Source organism: Rhodococcus sp. T7 (assembly GCF_009872365.1).
Classification (GTDB): Bacteria; Actinomycetota; Actinomycetes; order Mycobacteriales; family Mycobacteriaceae; genus Rhodococcus_F.
Genome location: NZ_WXYH01000358.1, coordinates 25,733 through 42,560, shown reverse-complemented (window position 1 = coordinate 42,560; position 16,828 = coordinate 25,733). Strand labels below are relative to the sequence as shown.

General features: G+C 68.3%; 16 protein-coding genes. 4 read left to right on the top strand and 12 right to left on the bottom strand.

The window, feature by feature from the left end:
• Nucleotides 1-179: 179 nt before the first annotated feature.
• The 9 genes from MLGJGCBP_RS36830 to MLGJGCBP_RS36790 form a co-directional block, all read right to left on the bottom strand.
• A complete protein-coding gene (locus MLGJGCBP_RS36830) occupies nucleotides 180-917 on the bottom strand; it encodes an anti-sigma factor (RefSeq protein WP_160102095.1) in 738 nt (245 codons plus the stop codon).
• Nucleotides 910-1,488, bottom strand: coding sequence for a sigma-70 family RNA polymerase sigma factor (locus MLGJGCBP_RS36825; protein WP_087558783.1), 579 nt, complete (start codon nucleotides 1,486-1,488; stop codon nucleotides 910-912). The genes MLGJGCBP_RS36830 and MLGJGCBP_RS36825 overlap by 8 nt, the downstream gene beginning before the upstream one ends.
• Nucleotides 1,489-1,586: 98 nt before the next feature.
• Entirely contained in the window at nucleotides 1,587-2,387 is an 801-nt protein-coding gene (locus tag MLGJGCBP_RS36820; protein ID WP_160102093.1) for a DUF1295 domain-containing protein, read from the bottom strand.
• Nucleotides 2,384-3,712 (bottom strand): SAM-dependent methyltransferase, encoded by a 1,329-nt coding sequence (locus tag MLGJGCBP_RS36815; RefSeq protein ID WP_160102091.1) that lies wholly within the window; start codon nucleotides 3,710-3,712, stop codon nucleotides 2,384-2,386. The genes MLGJGCBP_RS36820 and MLGJGCBP_RS36815 overlap by 4 nt, the downstream gene beginning before the upstream one ends.
• The gene (locus MLGJGCBP_RS36810; protein ID WP_160102089.1) at nucleotides 3,709-5,112 is read right to left on the bottom strand and encodes a class I SAM-dependent methyltransferase; all 1,404 of its coding nucleotides are present in this window, start codon (nucleotides 5,110-5,112) and stop codon (nucleotides 3,709-3,711) included. The genes MLGJGCBP_RS36815 and MLGJGCBP_RS36810 overlap by 4 nt, the downstream gene beginning before the upstream one ends.
• Nucleotides 5,109-5,849 carry a DUF1365 domain-containing protein gene (locus MLGJGCBP_RS36805; protein WP_160102087.1) on the bottom strand — a complete coding sequence of 247 codons (741 nt, stop codon included), beginning with the start codon at nucleotides 5,847-5,849 and terminating at the stop codon, nucleotides 5,109-5,111. Before MLGJGCBP_RS36805 ends, MLGJGCBP_RS36810 begins: the two co-directional genes overlap by 4 nt.
• Nucleotides 5,846-7,186 (bottom strand): NAD(P)/FAD-dependent oxidoreductase, encoded by a 1,341-nt coding sequence (locus MLGJGCBP_RS36800; RefSeq protein ID WP_160102085.1) that lies wholly within the window; start codon nucleotides 7,184-7,186, stop codon nucleotides 5,846-5,848. The genes MLGJGCBP_RS36805 and MLGJGCBP_RS36800 overlap by 4 nt, the downstream gene beginning before the upstream one ends.
• Nucleotides 7,179-7,826 (bottom strand): alpha/beta hydrolase, encoded by a 648-nt coding sequence (locus MLGJGCBP_RS36795; RefSeq protein WP_160102083.1) that lies wholly within the window; start codon nucleotides 7,824-7,826, stop codon nucleotides 7,179-7,181. Before MLGJGCBP_RS36795 ends, MLGJGCBP_RS36800 begins: the two co-directional genes overlap by 8 nt.
• A 163-nt stretch (nucleotides 7,827-7,989) precedes the next feature.
• On the bottom strand, nucleotides 7,990-8,655 hold the full coding sequence (locus MLGJGCBP_RS36790) for a fasciclin domain-containing protein (protein ID WP_087558984.1): 666 nt from the start codon (nucleotides 8,653-8,655) through the stop codon (nucleotides 7,990-7,992).
• Between the two features lie 186 nt (nucleotides 8,656-8,841).
• Between MLGJGCBP_RS36790 and MLGJGCBP_RS36785 the strand changes: the two genes are divergently transcribed.
• The gene (locus MLGJGCBP_RS36785; protein ID WP_160102081.1) at nucleotides 8,842-9,444 is read left to right on the top strand and encodes a lipocalin family protein; all 603 of its coding nucleotides are present in this window, start codon (nucleotides 8,842-8,844) and stop codon (nucleotides 9,442-9,444) included.
• Here MLGJGCBP_RS36785 and MLGJGCBP_RS36780 read toward each other — a convergent pair.
• Nucleotides 9,423-10,904 (bottom strand): SDR family oxidoreductase, encoded by a 1,482-nt coding sequence (locus MLGJGCBP_RS36780; protein ID WP_087558791.1) that lies wholly within the window; start codon nucleotides 10,902-10,904, stop codon nucleotides 9,423-9,425. The genes MLGJGCBP_RS36785 and MLGJGCBP_RS36780 overlap by 22 nt on opposite strands.
• Before the next feature lie 59 nt (nucleotides 10,905-10,963).
• Here MLGJGCBP_RS36780 and MLGJGCBP_RS36775 point away from each other — a divergent pair, with 59 nt between their 5' ends.
• On the top strand, nucleotides 10,964-12,316 hold the full coding sequence (locus MLGJGCBP_RS36775; RefSeq protein WP_160102079.1) for a TIGR01777 family oxidoreductase: 1,353 nt from the start codon (nucleotides 10,964-10,966) through the stop codon (nucleotides 12,314-12,316).
• Here MLGJGCBP_RS36775 and MLGJGCBP_RS36770 read toward each other — a convergent pair.
• Both MLGJGCBP_RS36770 and MLGJGCBP_RS36765 read right to left on the bottom strand, forming a co-directional pair.
• On the bottom strand, nucleotides 12,297-12,665 hold the full coding sequence (locus MLGJGCBP_RS36770) for an MmcQ/YjbR family DNA-binding protein (protein ID WP_043824596.1): 369 nt from the start codon (nucleotides 12,663-12,665) through the stop codon (nucleotides 12,297-12,299). The genes MLGJGCBP_RS36775 and MLGJGCBP_RS36770 overlap by 20 nt on opposite strands.
• A gap of 77 nt (nucleotides 12,666-12,742) precedes the next feature.
• Complete coding sequence (locus tag MLGJGCBP_RS36765; RefSeq protein WP_160102077.1) at nucleotides 12,743-13,858, bottom strand: acyl-CoA dehydrogenase family protein; 1,116 nt, start codon at nucleotides 13,856-13,858, stop codon at nucleotides 12,743-12,745.
• Between the two features lie 185 nt (nucleotides 13,859-14,043).
• Here MLGJGCBP_RS36765 and MLGJGCBP_RS36760 point away from each other — a divergent pair, with 185 nt between their 5' ends.
• Together MLGJGCBP_RS36760 and MLGJGCBP_RS36755 are read left to right on the top strand one after the other, a co-directional pair.
• On the top strand, nucleotides 14,044-15,276 hold the full coding sequence (locus MLGJGCBP_RS36760) for an aminotransferase class I/II-fold pyridoxal phosphate-dependent enzyme (RefSeq protein ID WP_160102075.1): 1,233 nt from the start codon (nucleotides 14,044-14,046) through the stop codon (nucleotides 15,274-15,276).
• Nucleotides 15,276-16,820: an NAD-dependent epimerase/dehydratase family protein gene (locus MLGJGCBP_RS36755; protein ID WP_160102073.1), complete on the top strand. Its 1,545-nt coding sequence runs from the start codon at nucleotides 15,276-15,278 to the stop codon at nucleotides 16,818-16,820. Before MLGJGCBP_RS36760 ends, MLGJGCBP_RS36755 begins: the two co-directional genes overlap by 1 nt.
• The last annotated feature ends 8 nt before the right edge of the window (nucleotides 16,821-16,828 follow it).

Below are 16,828 nucleotides of genomic sequence, written 5' to 3'. Positions count from 1 at the left end.
GCGTTCCAGGCCGCCAAGGAACTCATCCTCGACGGCACCGCGCAGCCCTCCGGCTACACCGAACCGATCCTGCACCGCCGCCGCCGCGAATACAAAGCCGCCAACGCCTGACCGACAGCGCCCGACAGACCGACAGGTGAGTGGCAAGGCGTGCGGGAGCACACTTTGCCACTCACGTGTCAGGTGAGGTTTACCGTCGCGAAGATGTCGCCGGTGGGCTGGGTGGAACCGCCGGGCGGTTCCACACTGAACCCGAGCGCCGTCGATTGATCGATGTCGTTCACGACCGCGGTCGTCGACGGTGCCACGTCGTCGGCCTCCATGATCCCGGCGGACACCGGTTCGTGGGACGGCCCGAGCAGCCACATCTGATAGACCGAACCGGGCTCGGGCGGTGGGACGTCGTTCATGACCAGCAGTCCGGCGTCGACGTCCTTGGAGTACACGACGGTCGCCGAACCGCCACCGGCGATCGGCGCTGCCGCCGTGCGGACGTCGTCGGCCGCGAGGATCTGCGCGGGAACGGGTTGGGTTTCGTCGCTCTGCAACTGCTGCGCGACGGTGATGCCACCGACGGCGAGGACGATCACGGCGGCCGCCGCACTCAGGGCGCCGAGGAGGCGCCTGCGCCTGCGCGCACGAACCTCGTCCAGCGCCACCGGCGCAGATGCCGAGGCCGTGCCGGGCAGGGCGTCGAGGATGCGTCCGAGCAGGTAGTCGGGCGGGTCGACCGCGGTGGACGCGGACTGGGCGGCCATCGTCTCCTGCACCCCGCGCACAGCGTTGTCGAATTCGAGCCGAATGTGCGGCGGTGCGCTCTGGATCGCGGTGTCGATCTCGTGGCGCTGCTGATCGTCGACGGCGTCGAGTGCATACACCTGAGCGAGGTCGAGGATGTCGTGCTGGGATTCATCCATCGAACTGCACCCCCAGACATTGCTTGAGCCTGATCAATCCGTCTCGAATTCGTGATTTCACCGTGGGAAGCGCCACGGACAACCGCTCCGACACTTCCCGGTAGGTCAGCCCCCCGTAATACGCGAGGACCACGGTCCGCTGCTGGACTTCGGTGAGCGTGCCGAGGCAGTCGACGACGTCGCTGGTGTCGCCCCGCCGGGTGACTTCCTCCGACACCGCGTCGAACGGTCCGTACCAACTCGAGGCGCCGTAGGCGGCTTCGCGTTCGGATCCGGACTGCTCGGACCGCACCCGGTCGACGGCGCGGCGGTGGGCGAGGGTGATCAGCCACGACAGCGGCGATCCCTGCTTCGGATCGAATTTCGCTGCGTTGTTCCAGACCTGCAGGTACACCTCCTGCGTGGTTTCCTCGCTGTATCCGGGATCGCGCAGCACCCGCAGCACCATGCCGTACACCCGCGTGCTGGTGCGTTCGTAGAAGTCGCTGAACGCATCCCGCTCGCCGCGCGAGATACGCGCCAGCAACGCCGTCAGCGTCACGTTCTCCGTGTCCCTGTCGACGCCGGTCATCGGCCCATTCCGCTCATCGATCCACAGCCTAATAGCAGGCTGCGGCCGGTGTGACCAGGACAGGACCCGGGGAGGGGCGAGCGATGCCGGCACGGTGCTCACCGCTTCGGCGGCAGGGGAAGGAAGTAACTGGTTCGCTGCTGGTATTCGGGGTAGCCCGCGCGCTGCGACATCGACTTCTCGAGCAGCCTCGCCCCCGTCGCGAACACCAGGAAATACGTCATGACCACGGGGGACAGCACGGTGACGGCGCCGGGCCACACGCTCGCCGCGATCAGCCACAGCCCCCACCACACGCAGGAGTCGCCGAAGTAGTTCGGGTGCCGCGTCCACGCCCACAGGCCGACATCCATGATCTCGCCCTTGTGGGACGGGTCGGCCTTGAACGTCTTCAACTGGTGGTCGCCGACCGATTCGAACACGACGCCGAGCACCCACAGGAGCACACCGAGCACCACGGCCACCGCGCCGATTCCGGACGCCGGACCGAGCACCGCCGACACCTGCAGGGGTAGCGAGACGAACCACTGCGCGAGGCCCTGGGTGAGGAAGATCTTCCTGACGACGACGCCCGGCGAGTCGCCGCCGGCCCGGTCGAGCATCTCCTCGTACCGCGGGTCCTCGCCCTTCCCGGCGGACTTGGTGTACATGTGCCAGGTCAGCCGCAGACCCCACACCGCGACGAGGACGAACATCAGCCACCGGCGGAGTGTGTCGCCGTCGCCGAGGACGGCCGCCACGAACGCCACCAGCACGAAGCCGAGGCCCCACGTCACGTCGACGACGTTGTAGCGCCCGATCCGGCGGCCGACGAGGAACGTCGCGGCTTGCAGGACGGCGAGCACGAGCAGGCTCGCCGCCGTGACGGCGCTGAAATCCGACCAATCGAATCCGTTCATCGGAGCACGCCGGAACCTGTGACGTCGGCCTGCACTGCGGGGGTGGCATCGCCCCGCACCGCCGGCATCAGCGACTGGCCCGCCGCGGTCGGCTTCACGGCCAGGATCTGATCGACACCCATGCGGCCCTGCGCGAAGCTCATCCCGCCGCCGACGAGGTACAGCCGCCACACCCGGGCCATCTCCAGCCCGACCATCGCGACGACGTCGTCCCAGTGGGACTCGAACTGCTCCAGCCACGCGTCGACGGTCCAGACGTAGTGCTCGCGAAGGCCATGCACGTCGCGCACCTCGAGCCCGGCTCGTTCGAGGTACGCGACGCTCTCGCCGACCGGACGCATGGTCATGTCGGGAGCTATGAACGACTCGATGAACGGGCCGCCGCCGGGATGGCGTCCGGTGCGCGACATCTGCTGGATCAGCACCCGCGCACCGGGCTTCGCGTTGTCGTAGAGGGCCTGCGCGTACCGGGCGTAGTTCTTCTCGCCCACGTGCTCACCCATTTCGAGGGAGGCGACGGCGTCGAACGGCCCGTCGGGGACCTCCCGGTAGTCCTGCAGACGGATCTCGACGCGGTCCTGCAACCCGCGTTCGGCGATCCGCTCGTCGATGAAGGCCTTCTGCTCCCGGGAGATCGTGACCCCGACGACCCGGGCGCCGTACGCGGATGCGGCGTGCAGGCTCAGCGACCCCCAGCCGCAGCCGACGTCGAGCAACCGCATGCCGGGTTCGAGCCCGACCTTGCGGCACACCAGGTCCAGCTTGTCCCGCTGCGCGTCCTCGAGCCGGTAGTCCGGATCCTTCGGCGCGCCCGGCGCGTTCCGGGTGAAGTACGCGCAGGAGTAGGCCATCTGCGGGTCGAGGATCAGCGAGTAGAAATCGTTGGAGAGGTCGTAGTGGTGGCTGATCGCGGCGCGGTCGCGGAGCACGCTGTGCAGCCGGCCGCGGATGTTCGCCTGCGTGGCGGGTGCGGGGAGGGGGCCGCCGACGACGCCCAGTTTCGCGGCGACGCGCAGCACCTTCGCGATCGTCGACGGGCTCGGCCGCACTCCGCTCAGCCCACGCTCGCGGGCCACCGCCCACACGTGGGCCAGGGCCTCACCCAGGTCGCCCTCGACGTCGATCTCACCCGTCACGTAGGCCTGCGCCGCCCCGAGTTCACCCGGGCTCCACAGCAATCGACGCAGGGCGTCGGGACTGCGCAGCACCACCTTCGGCGCCGTCGCCGGGCCTGCGGTGCTGCCGTCCCACGCGGTCAGATGCACGGGCAGTTCGCCGCGGACGAGCGGACGCAACGCCTTGTCGAGTTCGGCGGCAACGGTCACGGTCGTGCTCCCGTCTTGTCGAGGACGAGCTGCTGGACGTCGATGTAGCCGGAGCGGAACCCGGCCTCCGAGTAGCAGAGGTAGAAATGCCACATGCGGCGGAACGTCTCGTCGAATCCAAGTTCCTCCGCCTGCGCGCTGTGCGCGGCGAACCGCTCCTTCCACAGCCGTAGCGTCTCCGCGTAGTGCTGTCCCATGCTCAGGCGTTCCCGCACCCGCAGCCCGGTGTGTTCGGCGGTGACGGATTCGATCGCCTCGGTCGACGGGAGGAATCCGCCGGGGAAGATGTACTTGTGCACCCAGGTGTAGGTGTTGCGGGTCTGCAGCATCCGATCGTGCGGCATGGTGATCGCCTGCAGCGCAACCTTTCCGCCCGGGGCGAGGAGCTTGTCGAGCACCCGGAAGTAGGTTGCCCAGTACTGGTGCCCGACGGCTTCGATCATCTCGACGGACACGATGGCGTCGTATTCGCCGTCGACGTTGCGGTAGTCGAGCAGGTCGATCTGCACGGCGTCCGAGTGTCCGGCCTCGGCGACGCGCCGGCGGGCCAGGCTCTGCTGTTCGCTGGACAACGTCACGGAGCGGACCACGGCGCCGCGTTCCGCGGCCCGGATGCACAACTCGCCCCAGCCGGTCCCGATCTCGAGCACCCGGGTGCCCGCGCCGACGCCGGCCTCGTCGAGCAGCCGATCGATCTTGCGGCGCTGCGCGTCGGCGAAGTCGTCCCACTTCGGGGTGACCTGCGGGACGGGCGCCCGCAGGATGGTCACGTCCCGGGCCTGCCCCACGCGCGTCGGCATCGACGAGAACAGTGCGCTCGAATACGTCAGCGTCTCGTCGAGGAACGTCTCGAACAGCTCGTTGGACAGGTCGTAGTGCCGGGAAATGTTGGAACGAGTGTTCTGCTCGGTGTTACGTTCCTGCGCCGGGTGTTTGGCGACATACAGTGCGCGCAGCCGCTGCAGCGGGCGGGGAATGAGCGTCGCCATCCGGGAGGCGAACACGCTGAGCACCGCGGCGAGATCCGGCGACGTCCAGTCGCTGGCCATGTAGGACTCGCCGAAACCGATCAGGCCGCTCGTTCCGACCCGCCGGGCGAACGCGTCGGGATTGCGGATGATCATGCGGGGCAAAATTTCCTGCTCCCGGTGTGCCCCCACCAGGGTGCCGTCGGGATACTCGATGCGGACGTCGAGGTCGGCGGCTGCGCGGCGGAACAGCCGGTCGGCGACCTTCGCCGACGCCGCGGCACGCACACCGGTCGGCACGTCGGCCAGCCCGGGCCAGATCCGATTGTCGATCCGCGGGTCCTCGCCGGTGAACTCCTCGTCGGCGAATCCCTGGCCGGCCGTGCTCACGGCAGGCGACCCGTCCGTGCCGGTGTCCTTGTTCCTTCTCACTGAACTGTCTCCTTCTGACGGCCGTCGGGCCGGGCCATGACGGGGAGTCCACGGGCCCACAATGTGATTCCCTGGATGCGGATACGAGCCGACACCACGAGAGGTGCCAGGGGAGTGCGTAGTTGAGTCTTCAGAACGGTCCGGCTGGTGGCCGGTTGCCGCGATCCCCGCACCGTCGCGGTGAACGGTCCGTGCCCGTCGCGGTGGAGAACCACGTTCAGGGAGAGGGTGTCGCCGGGCTCGGGGAACCGCATGTCGTAGCGCCCGCTCACGTCGTTGAACGGTGAGACGTAGAACTGCTTGTCCACCTCGGCGCGGTCGTCGCCGTCGGGCCGGATCAGGTAGCTGTGCCGTTGTCCGTACGTGTTGTGCACTTCGGCGATCACGCATCGCAGGCTGCCGTCGGCGTCGTGGCACCAGTACACGCTGAGCGGGTTGAACACGTAGCCGAGCACCCGCGCGTTGACCAGAGCCGTGACCCGGCCGCCGCGGAGATCGACTCCGTGCCCTGAGAGGAACGCATCGACCCTGCTGCGCAGCGTGTCCGCGGCGGCGGCAGGATCCGGTTCGAAGTGGTCCTCGGCGCGGAAGCGGGCGAACGGTCCGAGCCACCGGGGGAGGCGCGGAAGGGCGTCCACGTCGACGTACCAGCTGTAGCTCGTGTACTCGAAACTGTTGCGGACCGGTTCGGTGCGCGCGTGCCGGATCCTCGTCGAGTAGATCGCCGGCGCGCTCACGACACCGTCTCCCGTTCGTGAGGGCGAGCCGTCCGCGCATCCCACGAGCCACCGACACGTTCGGCGGCGCGCAGTCCCGAGAGCGCCCCGTCCTCGTGGAACCCCCAGCCGTGGTAGGCGCCGGCGAAAGCGAACGTGCCGGAACCGAGTTCGTGCAACCGCGACTGCGCCGCAACGGAATCGGGGGTATATATGGGATGCTCGTACGTCATCTCCGCCACGACCGTCGAGGGGTCGACGAGGTGCCTCCCGCCGAGCGTGACGAGGAACCGCCGGTCGCGCACGGTGTCGAGGCGCATGAGCCGGGTCATGTCGTAGGTGACGACGACACCTGCCGCGTCCCTGCCGTCGGCAGGTGTCAGGTAGTTCCAGGACGCCCGGGCGTGCTCGGCGCGGGGGAGCAGTGACACGTCGGTGTGCAACTGCGCGTGGTTCACCGAATACGGCATGGCGCCCAGGATCTCCGCCTCGAGATCGGAGGCGTCGCCGAGCATGGCGAGCGCCCGACGCGGGTGCACGGCCATCACCACGGCGTCGAAGTACCGGACGTCGCCGCGGCCGTCGACGACGCATGCGCCGCCGTCCGGGGTGCGCTCCACCTGCTGCACGGGCGTTTCGAGAAGGATCTCGTCGATGTGTGCCGCCACCTTCTCGACGTAGCGGGCGGACCCGCCGGTCACGGTGCGCCAGGTGGGTGAGCCGAAGACGGTGAGCATTCCGTGATGGTCGAGGAAGGTGAACAGGTAGCGGGCTGGGTACTGCGCGGCCGTCGCGGGATCGCACGACCACACCGCCGCGACGAGCGGGGTCATGAAGTTCTCGACGAAGTACGGGCTGAAACCGTTGCGGCCCAGGAATTCACCCAGCGGTTCCTGCCCGCCGGACTCACCGGCGGGGGTGTCGAGCACGGTCCGGGCGCAGCGGTGGAACCGGAGGACCTCGCCGAGCATGCGCCAGTAACGTGGCCGGGTCAGATTGCGAGCGGTCGGGAACAGTCCACGCAGGCCTTTCGCGCCCGCGTACTCGAGCCCGGTCACGTCGGACCGGATCGACATCGACATGTCCGAATCCTGGGTGGTCACGTCGAGTTCGGTGAACAGTCGCAGCAGGGTGGGGTAGGTGCGGTCGTTGTGCACGATGAAGCCGGTGTCGACGTCCACCTCCACACCCGTGTCGAGCGTCAGGTGGTGGGTGTGGGCGTGGCCGCCGAGACGGGCGTCGGACTCGTAGAGGGTGACGCGGTCGTGGCGGGACAGAACGTAGGCGGCGGTCAATCCCGCGACGCCGCTGCCGATCACGGCGACGTTCCTGCGTTCCAGCTTCTCCGAATCATGCATGGCGACCTGCTTTCCGGTCTGTCGGTGCGGCGACGACGCCTTCCGCGACGAAGGCGTCGAGAACGAAATCGGCGGTGATGCGATGCCACCACCACGGCCGGGTGAGCATGAAGTGGCCGGCTCCGGAGAGCGGATGCCAGGAGGCGTTCACGCCGCGCGCCAGTGCCTGTTCGGTCTGGGCCCGGGAGGCGACGGGGTCCGTCCAGCGGTCGGTGGTTCCGTGCGCGACCATCAGGCTGCGGTCGGCGGGCACCCGGTCGCCGTCGGATTCGGGCCACCAGGGTGCGAGGGCAGCGATCGCCCGGACATTCTCATTGTCGGCGAGGTGAGCGGCGACGCGGCCGCCCATCGAATGCCCCACGACGGCGACGGGAACGTCCCCGAACCGCAGTCGGGCCCGCTCGAGGGCGATCCGGGCGTCGTGCACCGGGCTGGCCTCGGGGGCGTTCCACCCGCGGACCCGGTACTGCAGTCGCTGCACGGCGATGCCGTGGGGTCCGAGCGTCGACCTCAGCGACCGGGCCAACCAGATCATGCGCAGGTTCGACAGGTGCCAGCAGCGCGACGGGTCCTGACTGCGTGGTTTGCCGCCGGGCAGTACGAGCACGTATGCCGGGGCGGTGGGTGAGCCTCTGTCCATATCAATTATTCGGAGCTGACTTTGCATCGGATGGGCGGTCCCCGGCACCGCACGTGAGTGGGAAAGCGTGCCGGATCACGCTTTCCCACTCACGTGGGTCGGCCCGGCGACATCGGTGTGGAACCGATGCCGCCGGGCGCGGTGAAACCGTGAGACGTGGTGCCTACTGGGGCATCAGGACGGAGTCGACCAGGTACACCGTGGCGTTGGCGGTCTGGACGCCGCCGCAGATGACGCCTGCGTCGTTGACCTTCAGGTCGTCACCCGAACCGGTGACGGTGACCGTGCCGCCTTCGACGGTCGTGTGCTCACCGGCGATGTCACTTGGCGCGATCTGGCCGGGAACCACGTGGTACGTCAGGACCTTGGTGAGCAGTGCGGCGTCGGTCTTGAGGGTCTCGATTGTTGCCGGGTCGACCTTCGCGAACGCGGCATCCACTGGCGCGAAGACCGTGAACTGCCCGCTGTTCAGCGTGTCGACGAGGTTTACCTGCGGGTTGAGCTGACCGGACACCGCGGCGGTGAGCGTGGTGAGCAGGGGGTTGTTGGATGCGGCCGTCGCAACCGGATCCTGCGCCATGCCGCTGACCGAACCGGCACCGTCCGGCACCGTCTTCGCGTACTCGGCGCAGCCAGGGCCGACCAGGTTGGCGGCGGGATCGGCCATCGCGGACGAGGTCATCGAACCGGACGACATCGACTCGGACGTCATCGCCTCCGAAGCGGAGCCGCTGCTCGACGAGTCGCTGTCGTCCGACGAACACGCCGCGCCCAGCAGGACCAGGGACGTACTCGCGGCGACTGCCAGGACTCGTGTGGTGATCTTCATCAGAAATTGCCTCTCTCCGGTGTGGGTGCGGGGGAGCACCATCGACAGGCATTCGGAGCAGTCTCCGAAGCGGATGGGTCGAAGGTTTTCCCCGTATCGACCCATCCGATCCGGGAGCGGCGCCGAATGCCCTATCGCGGAGCGGTAACGAATGCTCGGATAGGGCACGAACGCGAAAGGACAGAGATGACGTTCTCGAAGGCACGTGGATTCGCCGCAGGACTGTTGACGGCCGCAGCGGCGGCGGTGCTGGTAGCCACTCCGGCACAGGCGCAGCCCGGTGCGCTCGCACCCGTTCCGTCCCTCGACGTCCAGAGGTACCTGGGCACGTGGTATCAGTTGGCCGCTGTGCCACAGCCGTTCAACCTCGACTGCGCGCGGGATACGAGGGCGACGTACGGACTGTTCGACCCGTCGAACGTCAGCGTGGCCAACTCGTGCACCACGTGGGCGGGTGGGGCGAACGGAATCAGGGGCAACGCGCGCGTCAACGATCCGGTCACCAATGCGCAGCTCCACGTGAGTTTCCCGGACGTGCCGTTCCAGAGTGCGGCGGACGGTCCCACCAATTATGTGGTTACGTACATCGCCGACGACTATTCGTGGGCGCTGGTCGGTGACCCGGCCCGGCTGTCGGGGTTCGTGCTCTCCCGCACCCCGGCGGTCGACGACGCGGGGTGGCAGCAGATCCGGCAGGTGGTGGAATCGCGCGGCTACAATTCGTGCTTGTTGCTGACGTCCCCGACCACCGGTGGCAGAGAGGGGATTCAGCCGCTCTGCACGGTCTGACGGGCTGCCGACCCGGTGATGTTCTCCATCATGCCTTTGAAGATGATTCCGTGGAACGGCAGGATCGAGTACCAGTACAGCCGCCCGGCGAGACCCTTCGGGAAGAAGATGGCGCGCTGATCGAGCCGGGACCGGTCGGGATCCACGCTGTGGACGGTCCATTCGAGCCACGCCCCGCCCGGTGCCCGCATCTCGGCGCGTAGCCGGAGCAGCGACCCCCGGTCGATGCGTTCGACCCGCCAGAAGTCCAGGGGGTCACCGGTGTTGAGCTGCTTGGGGTTCCGGCGTCCACGGGTGAGTCCGACCCCGCCGACGACGCGGTCGAGCCAGCCGCGCACGGACCACGCGAGTGGAAAGGAGTACCAGCCGTTCTCGCCGCCGATGCTCTCGACGACAGTCCACAGCGTTGCGGCGTCGGCGTCGCAGTCCTTGGTGCGTTCGTCGGTGTATACGACCTCACCTGCCCAGTCGGGGTCGGACGGCAGCGGATCGGAGGGGGCGCCGACCGGGGACGCACTGGCCCACGTCGTTTCCACCTCGCCGTTGTCGATGCGCCGCAACGCCAGTCGGACGGCGTCCCGGTACGTCGTCAGCCCCGCCTTCGGCGGCGGGATCACGTTGTCGATGTCGTGCTCGCCTGCGACGGCGTCGTTGTGGAGCGATTCGATCAGTGCCCGCCCGAGTGAGCGGGGGATCGGGGTGACCAAACCGATCCACAGGCCTGCGAGTTTCGGGGTCAGCACCGGGAGGACGAGGATGCGACGCTGCCGCAGACCGGCGACCTCGGCGTACGTCTGCATCATCTCGCCGTAGCGGAGGACGTCGGGACCACCGATGTCGAATGTCCGACTGTGCGGCAACGGCGCGTCGGCTGCGGCGACGAGATAGTGCAGCACGTCGCGGACCGCGATCGGCTGGATCTTGTTGTTCACCCACCGCGGCGTCGTCATTACGGGGAGCCGGTTGGTGAGGTGGCGGATCATCTCGAACGATGCCGAACCGGAGCCGATGACCACCCCGGCCTGCAGAACCATTGTGGGGACACCGGAGTCGACGAGGATCCGTCCCACCTGGGTGCGGGACCGCAGGTGCGGCGAGAGATCCGCCGAATCGGGATGCAGTCCGCCGAGGTAGACAATCCGGCCGACACCGGCCGTGCGGGCCGCCTCGGCCACGTTCTCCGCGCTGATGCGTTCGGCCTTCTCGAACTCGTCCGACCCTCCCATCGAATGCACGAGGTAGTAAACGACGTCCATGTCCGCGAAAGCGGCAGAAAGGGATTCGGGGTCACTCAGATCGCCGCGGGCGATTTCGACGTCGGACGCCCAGGGAACGTCGGTCAGTTTCTCCGGTGAACGCACCAGCACCCGCACCCGGTGGCCGGCTTCCGAGAGCCGGGGAGCGAGGCGTCCGCCGATGTATCCGGTGGCTCCGGTGACCAGTACACGTAACTGCGTCATTCCCACACGCTACCCGTCGTTGTCACCGCCGCGCGGCCTGTCGCGACTATGGTCGGGTCATGGGCATCGTGCATTCGAGTGTGGTCGAGGCCGCGCGGGACGAGTTGTTCGCCTGGCACACGAGGGCCGGGGCGTTCACTCGGCTCTCGCCGCCGTGGCAGCCGCTCAGTCTCGCGAAGGAATCCGAGTCTCTGGAATCGGGTCGTGCCGAACTGCGCATGCCCGGTGGCCTGAAGTGGGTCGCGCAGCACGACGCGAAGGAATACGACCCTCCGCACCGGTTCGTCGACTATTCGGCCGCCCTGCCACTGCGCCTGCTGGTGCCGTGGCGGCACACGCACACGTTCGACGTCGTGTCCGAGGGCCGGACCCGGGTCACCGACCGCGTCGACACCGTCGTGCCCGGTCAGTTCCTCCGGTCGACGTTCGTCTACCGGCACCGCCAACTCGCCGACGACCTAGCCCGGCACCACTGGGCGTCCACGCTCCTGCCCGGTCCCCTCACCATCGCGGTGACGGGAAGTTCGGGGCTCGTCGGCTCTGCCCTGACCGCGTTCCTGAGCACGGGCGGGCACCGGGTGATCCGTCTCGTGCGCCGCGCTCCCAGTACCCCCGACGAGCGGCGCTGGAACCCGGATGCGCCCGCCGCGGATCTGCTCGACGGCGTCGACGCGGTGATCCACCTGGCAGGCGCGTCCATCGCGGGGCGGTTCACCGACGGTCATCGCCGGGCGATCAGGGACAGTCGTATCGAACCCACGCGGCGGCTCGCGGAGGTGGCGGCCGCGTCCGGGAAGGGGCCGAAGACGTTCGTCAGTGCGTCGGCGATTGGGTACTACGGGCCCGACCGCGGCGACGAGGTGCTGCACGAGCAGGATGCGCGGGGCGACGGCTTCCTCGCCGACGTCGTCGCGGACTGGGAGGACGCGACGACGCCGGCAGCGGACGCCGGACTGCGGGTGGTGCACGTCCGCACCGGGATCGTCCAGTCCCCGAGCGGCGGTGTGCTGCGCCTGCAGCGGCCGCTGTTCGAGGTCGGACTCGGAGGTCGCCTGGGCGCCGGAACCCAGTGGCTGTCGTGGATCGACATCGACGATCTGATCGACGTCTACCACCGTGCCGTCGTGGATTCGGGGTTGAGCGGCCCGGTGAATGCGGTGGCACCGAATCCTGTTCGCAACGAGGAGTACACCGCCGTCCTGGCGTCGGTGCTGCACCGACCGGCCTTCCTTCCGGTACCCGATTTCGGCCCGAAACTGCTGCTCGGGGAGCAGGGTGCGCGCGAGCTCGCCCTCGCCGATCAGCGCGTCACCCCCGGCAAACTCGAGGGCCGCGGCCACCGGTTCCGGCGGCCCGACCTCGACACGGCGCTGCGCCACCAACTCGGCCGGTTCAAGACGGACGAGGGGTAGCGCGCCCCGCGTCGTACGCCGCCACGACCCGCTTCGGGGCGGTGAGACGCCACGCCTCCTCGACGAGTTCGGCCAGTTCTTCGGAGTCGACGCGGTCGAGGACGACGTCGATCCAGCCCCACCGTCCGAAGAACGGTGCGACCAGGAACACGTCGGGATCCTCCTGCAGCAGCGCGGCCTGCGTCTCCTTCGTCGCCTTGAGGCAGACGGTGGGGGCGCCGTACCCGACGAGGCCGAACATCTTCTTGCGCACCCGGAACGTCGGTTGGTCGCCCCAGTTCGCGATCACCACCTCGTGCGCCTCCGGCAACGCCAGCATCATCGCGCGAACGTCGTGTTCGGTGGGCATCACAGCTCCTGGTCCGGCGGTCGGTGGTTCGGAGACCTTTATAGTCCCGATCACCGACAGCCCGGACCGCGGCACGCTCAGACGAAGGCGAACTCGTCCCCGGCGTGGAACTTTGCGAGCGATTCGGAGACCGACCGCCGCGACGGCGGGTGGAACGCGAACGCGTGCACGGCGGCGGTGAGGTAGCCGATGTCGGAGGACTTGATGAACGCGATCCCGCCGAGCGACTCGACGGCCGCCGAGGACGCGCGGACCAGGGCGTCGCGAATCGCGATGCGTGAGAAGAGGAGGCGCACCGAGATGTCCTGTCCGCGTTCGCCCTCGTCCACCGCGCGGGCGATGTTCTCGACGGCGCCCATGGCGTTCTCGATGTCGGCGGCGGCGCGCACGTACCCCTCGTAGTCGTCCTTGCCTGCGGCCAGCAGTCGTTCGAGCAGCGCGCTCGCCGCACCCAGGTAGTTGGCGGTGACGAGCATCCCGAACCACAGGTAGCCGGTCATCTCGTGTTGCCCGTCCGGGTCGTCGGCGCCGTTGAGCAGGACGAGGTCGGCCGGGATCTCGACGTCCTCGAGGTGTACCTCGTCGCTTTCGGCGCCGGCGAGGATCCAGCTCTCCCAGAACGGCCGCACCGTGATCCCCGGCGTGTTGGCCGGGATCAGTGCGATCGCCCGCTCCCCGGTGTCGACCTCGACGCTCGCGGTGAGCAGGTCCATCGACCCCGACAGACTGCACGGCTTCTTGCTGCCGTTGACGATGTAGCTCGAGCCCTTCTTCCTGGCGGTCATGGTGGGTATGAACACGCTGCCACCGGTGACGCCCTCGGAGAAGCCGGAGGCGACGACGGCGCGTTGTTCGACGAGGCTCTTGATCAGCGCGCGGTCGTCGTCCGTGGCCTCCTGCGCGAACTCGTTGAGGGTGGCGAGCGACAGATGATGCATCGTGGTGGCGGCGCCGAGCGAGGGTGACCTGCTGCCGATGGCCCGTTGGACGCGCACGGACTCCAGCGCGGTGGCGCCCAGCCCACCGGACTCCTTCGGGATGGTCAGCGCGGTACCGCCCGCTTCCCGGAAACGCCTGATCGCCCCGCTGTCTCTGCCTTCCAGTGTGAGCAGTGGTGTCTCGTCCAGGTAGGTGGCGAGGTCGGGCAGGTAGGACTTCAGCGCTGCGTGTTCGCGGGCCATCAATGCGGTCATGACACTCCTCGAATGTATTCGCGGACATTTCGGATTTCCCGAAACATCGATGGAACAGGGATATCCATAGGGACATTCGGAGCGAGGTGTGGTCGTGGTTTGGTCGGTGTCACCAAACCGCATCGGCCACCGCTCCGAATCAACGGAGTAATCCCGATCATGCACACCGCGAGGAGTTGGTTTCGATGGCTGTGAACAGGTTGATCAAGAGGCTGGGTGGCGACGACCGGGTGGATCTACTCCGGGCAGTTCGTGAGTCCGACGTGAGTCCCTACTTCCGGGTGATGGAGTCCGTCACCGCACCCGTCGTCCAGGTGGAAGGCGCCGACCGGATCATGCTCGGTTCCAACAACTATCTCGGTCTCGCCGATCATCCCGCCATCCGTCGGGGAGCGCAGGACGCCCTCGACACGTTCGGCGGCGCGATCACCGGAAGCCGGCTCCTGAACGGCACCATGGACCTGCACCTCGACCTCGAGTCGGAGATCGCCGAATGGCACGGCACCGAGGACGCGATGGTCTTCACCACCGGCTATCAAACGAATCTGGGCACCATCAGTGCCGTCGTCGGGAAGGGCGACGTCGTCGCCGTCGACGCCGCCGCCCACGCGTCGATCCGGGACGGCTGTGCTCTGTCCGGCGCGACGATCCGCAAGTTCCGTCACAACGACGTCGCCCACCTGGAAACCATTCTCGGGGAAACGGCCGATGACGACGGCGCGGTGCTGGTGATCGTGGACGGGTTGTATTCGATGGAGGGCGATCTCGCCCCACTCGGCGCGGTCTCCGAACTCTGCGACCGGTACGGCGCGGCCCTGATGGTGGACGAGGCGCACAGCCTCGGCATCTTCGGCGAGCAGCGGACCGGCGCCGCCGAACTGCTCCACATCGACGGTCACACCGACATCCGGATGGCCTCGCTGTCCAAGAGTCCCAGCTCCACAGGAGGATTCATCGCGGGATCCCGCGATCTCCTCGACTCGTTGCGGGTGAACGCCCGCGCCTTCCTCTTCACGACGTCCGGTGTTCCCGCCGCGGTGGGGGCGTCCCTTGCCGCGGTGCGGCTGATCCGCAGCGAGGAGGGGGAACAACGCGCGCGGCGGGCGCTGGACAACGCCGCCGTCCTCCGGTCCGGACTCGCGGACAACGGTCTCGACGTGGGCGCGCTGTCTCCACTTCCCGGCGGCCGTGAGACGGTGACGCCCATCGTGTCCGTCCACATCGGCGACGACCTCGAGGCGATGGGCATCTGGCGCACGCTGTTCGATCGGGGCGTGTTCACCAGTGCCGCACTATATCCCGCCGTCCCACGATCGGGTGCGATGCTCCGGCTCTGCGTCATGGCCACCCACACCGACGCCCAGCTGCGGCGGGCGGTGGACGTGATCTCCGAGACCGTCACGGAAGCCGCGGCCTGATGAAGGTGGCGGTCACCGGGGCGACGAGCGATTTCGGCGCCGCGATCCTGCCCGTGCTGCTGGACGATCCGGAGATCGACACGCTGATCGGGCTCGGCAGGCGGGAACTGACGATCGAACATCCGAAACTCGAGTTCGTCCGCATGGACATCCGCGACCCGGACATCGAGGACGTGTTCCGCGGCTGCGAGGCCGTCGTTCACCTGGCGTTCGTGGTGGAGGAGATCCGGGACAAGGCGGTCACCCACGACATCAACCTGAGCGGTTCGCGCAACGTCGTCGACTCCGCCTACCGGGCGGGAGTGCTCCGCGTCGTGATCGCGTCGAGCATCAACGCGTACGGACCGGAACTGCGACCGAAGCCGGTGACCGAAGACGTATATCCCGCAGGGGATCCCGACCGGTACTACTTCCACGACAAGGCGGAGGTCGAGCATTACGCCGAGTGGTGGCTGCGCCGCCATCCGGGGGAGATGGCGATCTCGATGCTGCGCCCCACCTACATCATCGGACCCGCCTTCTCCAACGACGGCATCGACCAGCTCACCGGTCCGGTCGGCGCGTTCCCGCGCGCCGACGAAGCGGCATATCAGTTTCTGCACCAGCGGGACATGGCCGACGCGTTCCATCGCGCGGTGAAGCAGGACCTGGTGGGACCGTTCAACCTCGGTCCGAGGGACTGGGTGGGGGTCCGCGAACTCGCGGCGATGCAGGGACAGCGGATGTTCGACGTGCCCGAACGACCGGCAGTCGTGGCCGCAAATGTCCTGTTCCGGCTCGGCCTCACCGCGTTCTCCGGTCAGTGGGTGACTGCGGGCGAGACCGTCGTCGATTCGACGCGGCTCACCGAGGCGACGGGCTGGACGCCCTCGCTGACGGCCCGGGAGTCGGCGGCCGTCATGATCCTGCTGCAGGGGAAACCCCTGTTGCGCAGAGAGGATGCCCTGGAACGCCGCGTCGCCTGCGAGGCCGCGCTCGAGCCGGCCTCCGAATTCGTCGGTGTCGACGGCCGCGGGCTCGAACACGTCCAGATTCCCGCGGCGACCGGAGCCGTGCACGCCGAGGTCCACTCCGCACGGTCGGGCGGTGCCACTGTGGAGTCGGGCGGCGCAGCCACCGTCGTACTGCCCGCGCCGCCCGGACTCCACGCGCGGTACCTCACGCCGCTTGCCGTGGAGTTGGCGGAGAACGGTGTGAACGTCGTCGTCGTGGACCTTCCCGGGCACGGGCTGAGCACCGGGAAGCGCGGTCGTGCGACGGCGGCCGGGGTACACGACGCCCTGGCGGTCGCGCTCGGGTACGCCAGGATCCGGTTCGGCGGCACTGCGCACGTGGTCCGGGTGGGCGACGAGCCCCCGTCGGTGTCGAGGCCGGGACGGTGGCGGTCGTGGGTCGCCCGGTCGCGGACCCGGGCGGTCGTCAATCCGGCCGACGGACTGCTCCCGCGCAAACTGGATTACCAGGGTGGGCTCGAACACCTCCCGCACGCATACTCCGCCCGCGACGTCACCTCGGTCGTCCACGCCGATCGAGTCGACTCGTAGAGTGACTC

Bases quoted from the DNA above. Each gene is read 5' to 3' on its own strand.
- MLGJGCBP_RS36765 (WP_160102077.1), bottom strand. From the start codon at position 13,858: ATGACCGCATTGATGGCCCGCGAACACGCAGCGCTGAAGTCCTACCTG.
- MLGJGCBP_RS36790 (WP_087558984.1), bottom strand. From the start codon at position 8,655: ATGAAGATCACCACACGAGTCCTGGCAGTCGCCGCGAGTACGTCCCTG.
- MLGJGCBP_RS36760 (WP_160102075.1), top strand. From the start codon at position 14,044: ATGGCTGTGAACAGGTTGATCAAGAGGCTGGGTGGCGACGACCGGGTG.
- MLGJGCBP_RS36820 (WP_160102093.1), bottom strand. From the start codon at position 2,387: ATGAACGGATTCGATTGGTCGGATTTCAGCGCCGTCACGGCGGCGAGC.
- MLGJGCBP_RS36785 (WP_160102081.1), top strand. From the start codon at position 8,842: ATGACGTTCTCGAAGGCACGTGGATTCGCCGCAGGACTGTTGACGGCC.
- MLGJGCBP_RS36775 (WP_160102079.1), top strand. From the start codon at position 10,964: ATGGGCATCGTGCATTCGAGTGTGGTCGAGGCCGCGCGGGACGAGTTG.
- MLGJGCBP_RS36780 (WP_087558791.1), bottom strand. From the start codon at position 10,904: ATGACGCAGTTACGTGTACTGGTCACCGGAGCCACCGGATACATCGGC.
- MLGJGCBP_RS36825 (WP_087558783.1), bottom strand. From the start codon at position 1,488: ATGACCGGCGTCGACAGGGACACGGAGAACGTGACGCTGACGGCGTTG.
- MLGJGCBP_RS36830 (WP_160102095.1), bottom strand. From the start codon at position 917: ATGGATGAATCCCAGCACGACATCCTCGACCTCGCTCAGGTGTATGCA.
- MLGJGCBP_RS36770 (WP_043824596.1), bottom strand. From the start codon at position 12,665: ATGCCCACCGAACACGACGTTCGCGCGATGATGCTGGCGTTGCCGGAG.
- MLGJGCBP_RS36795 (WP_160102083.1), bottom strand. From the start codon at position 7,826: ATGGACAGAGGCTCACCCACCGCCCCGGCATACGTGCTCGTACTGCCC.
- MLGJGCBP_RS36800 (WP_160102085.1), bottom strand. From the start codon at position 7,186: ATGCATGATTCGGAGAAGCTGGAACGCAGGAACGTCGCCGTGATCGGC.
- MLGJGCBP_RS36755 (WP_160102073.1), top strand. From the start codon at position 15,276: ATGAAGGTGGCGGTCACCGGGGCGACGAGCGATTTCGGCGCCGCGATC.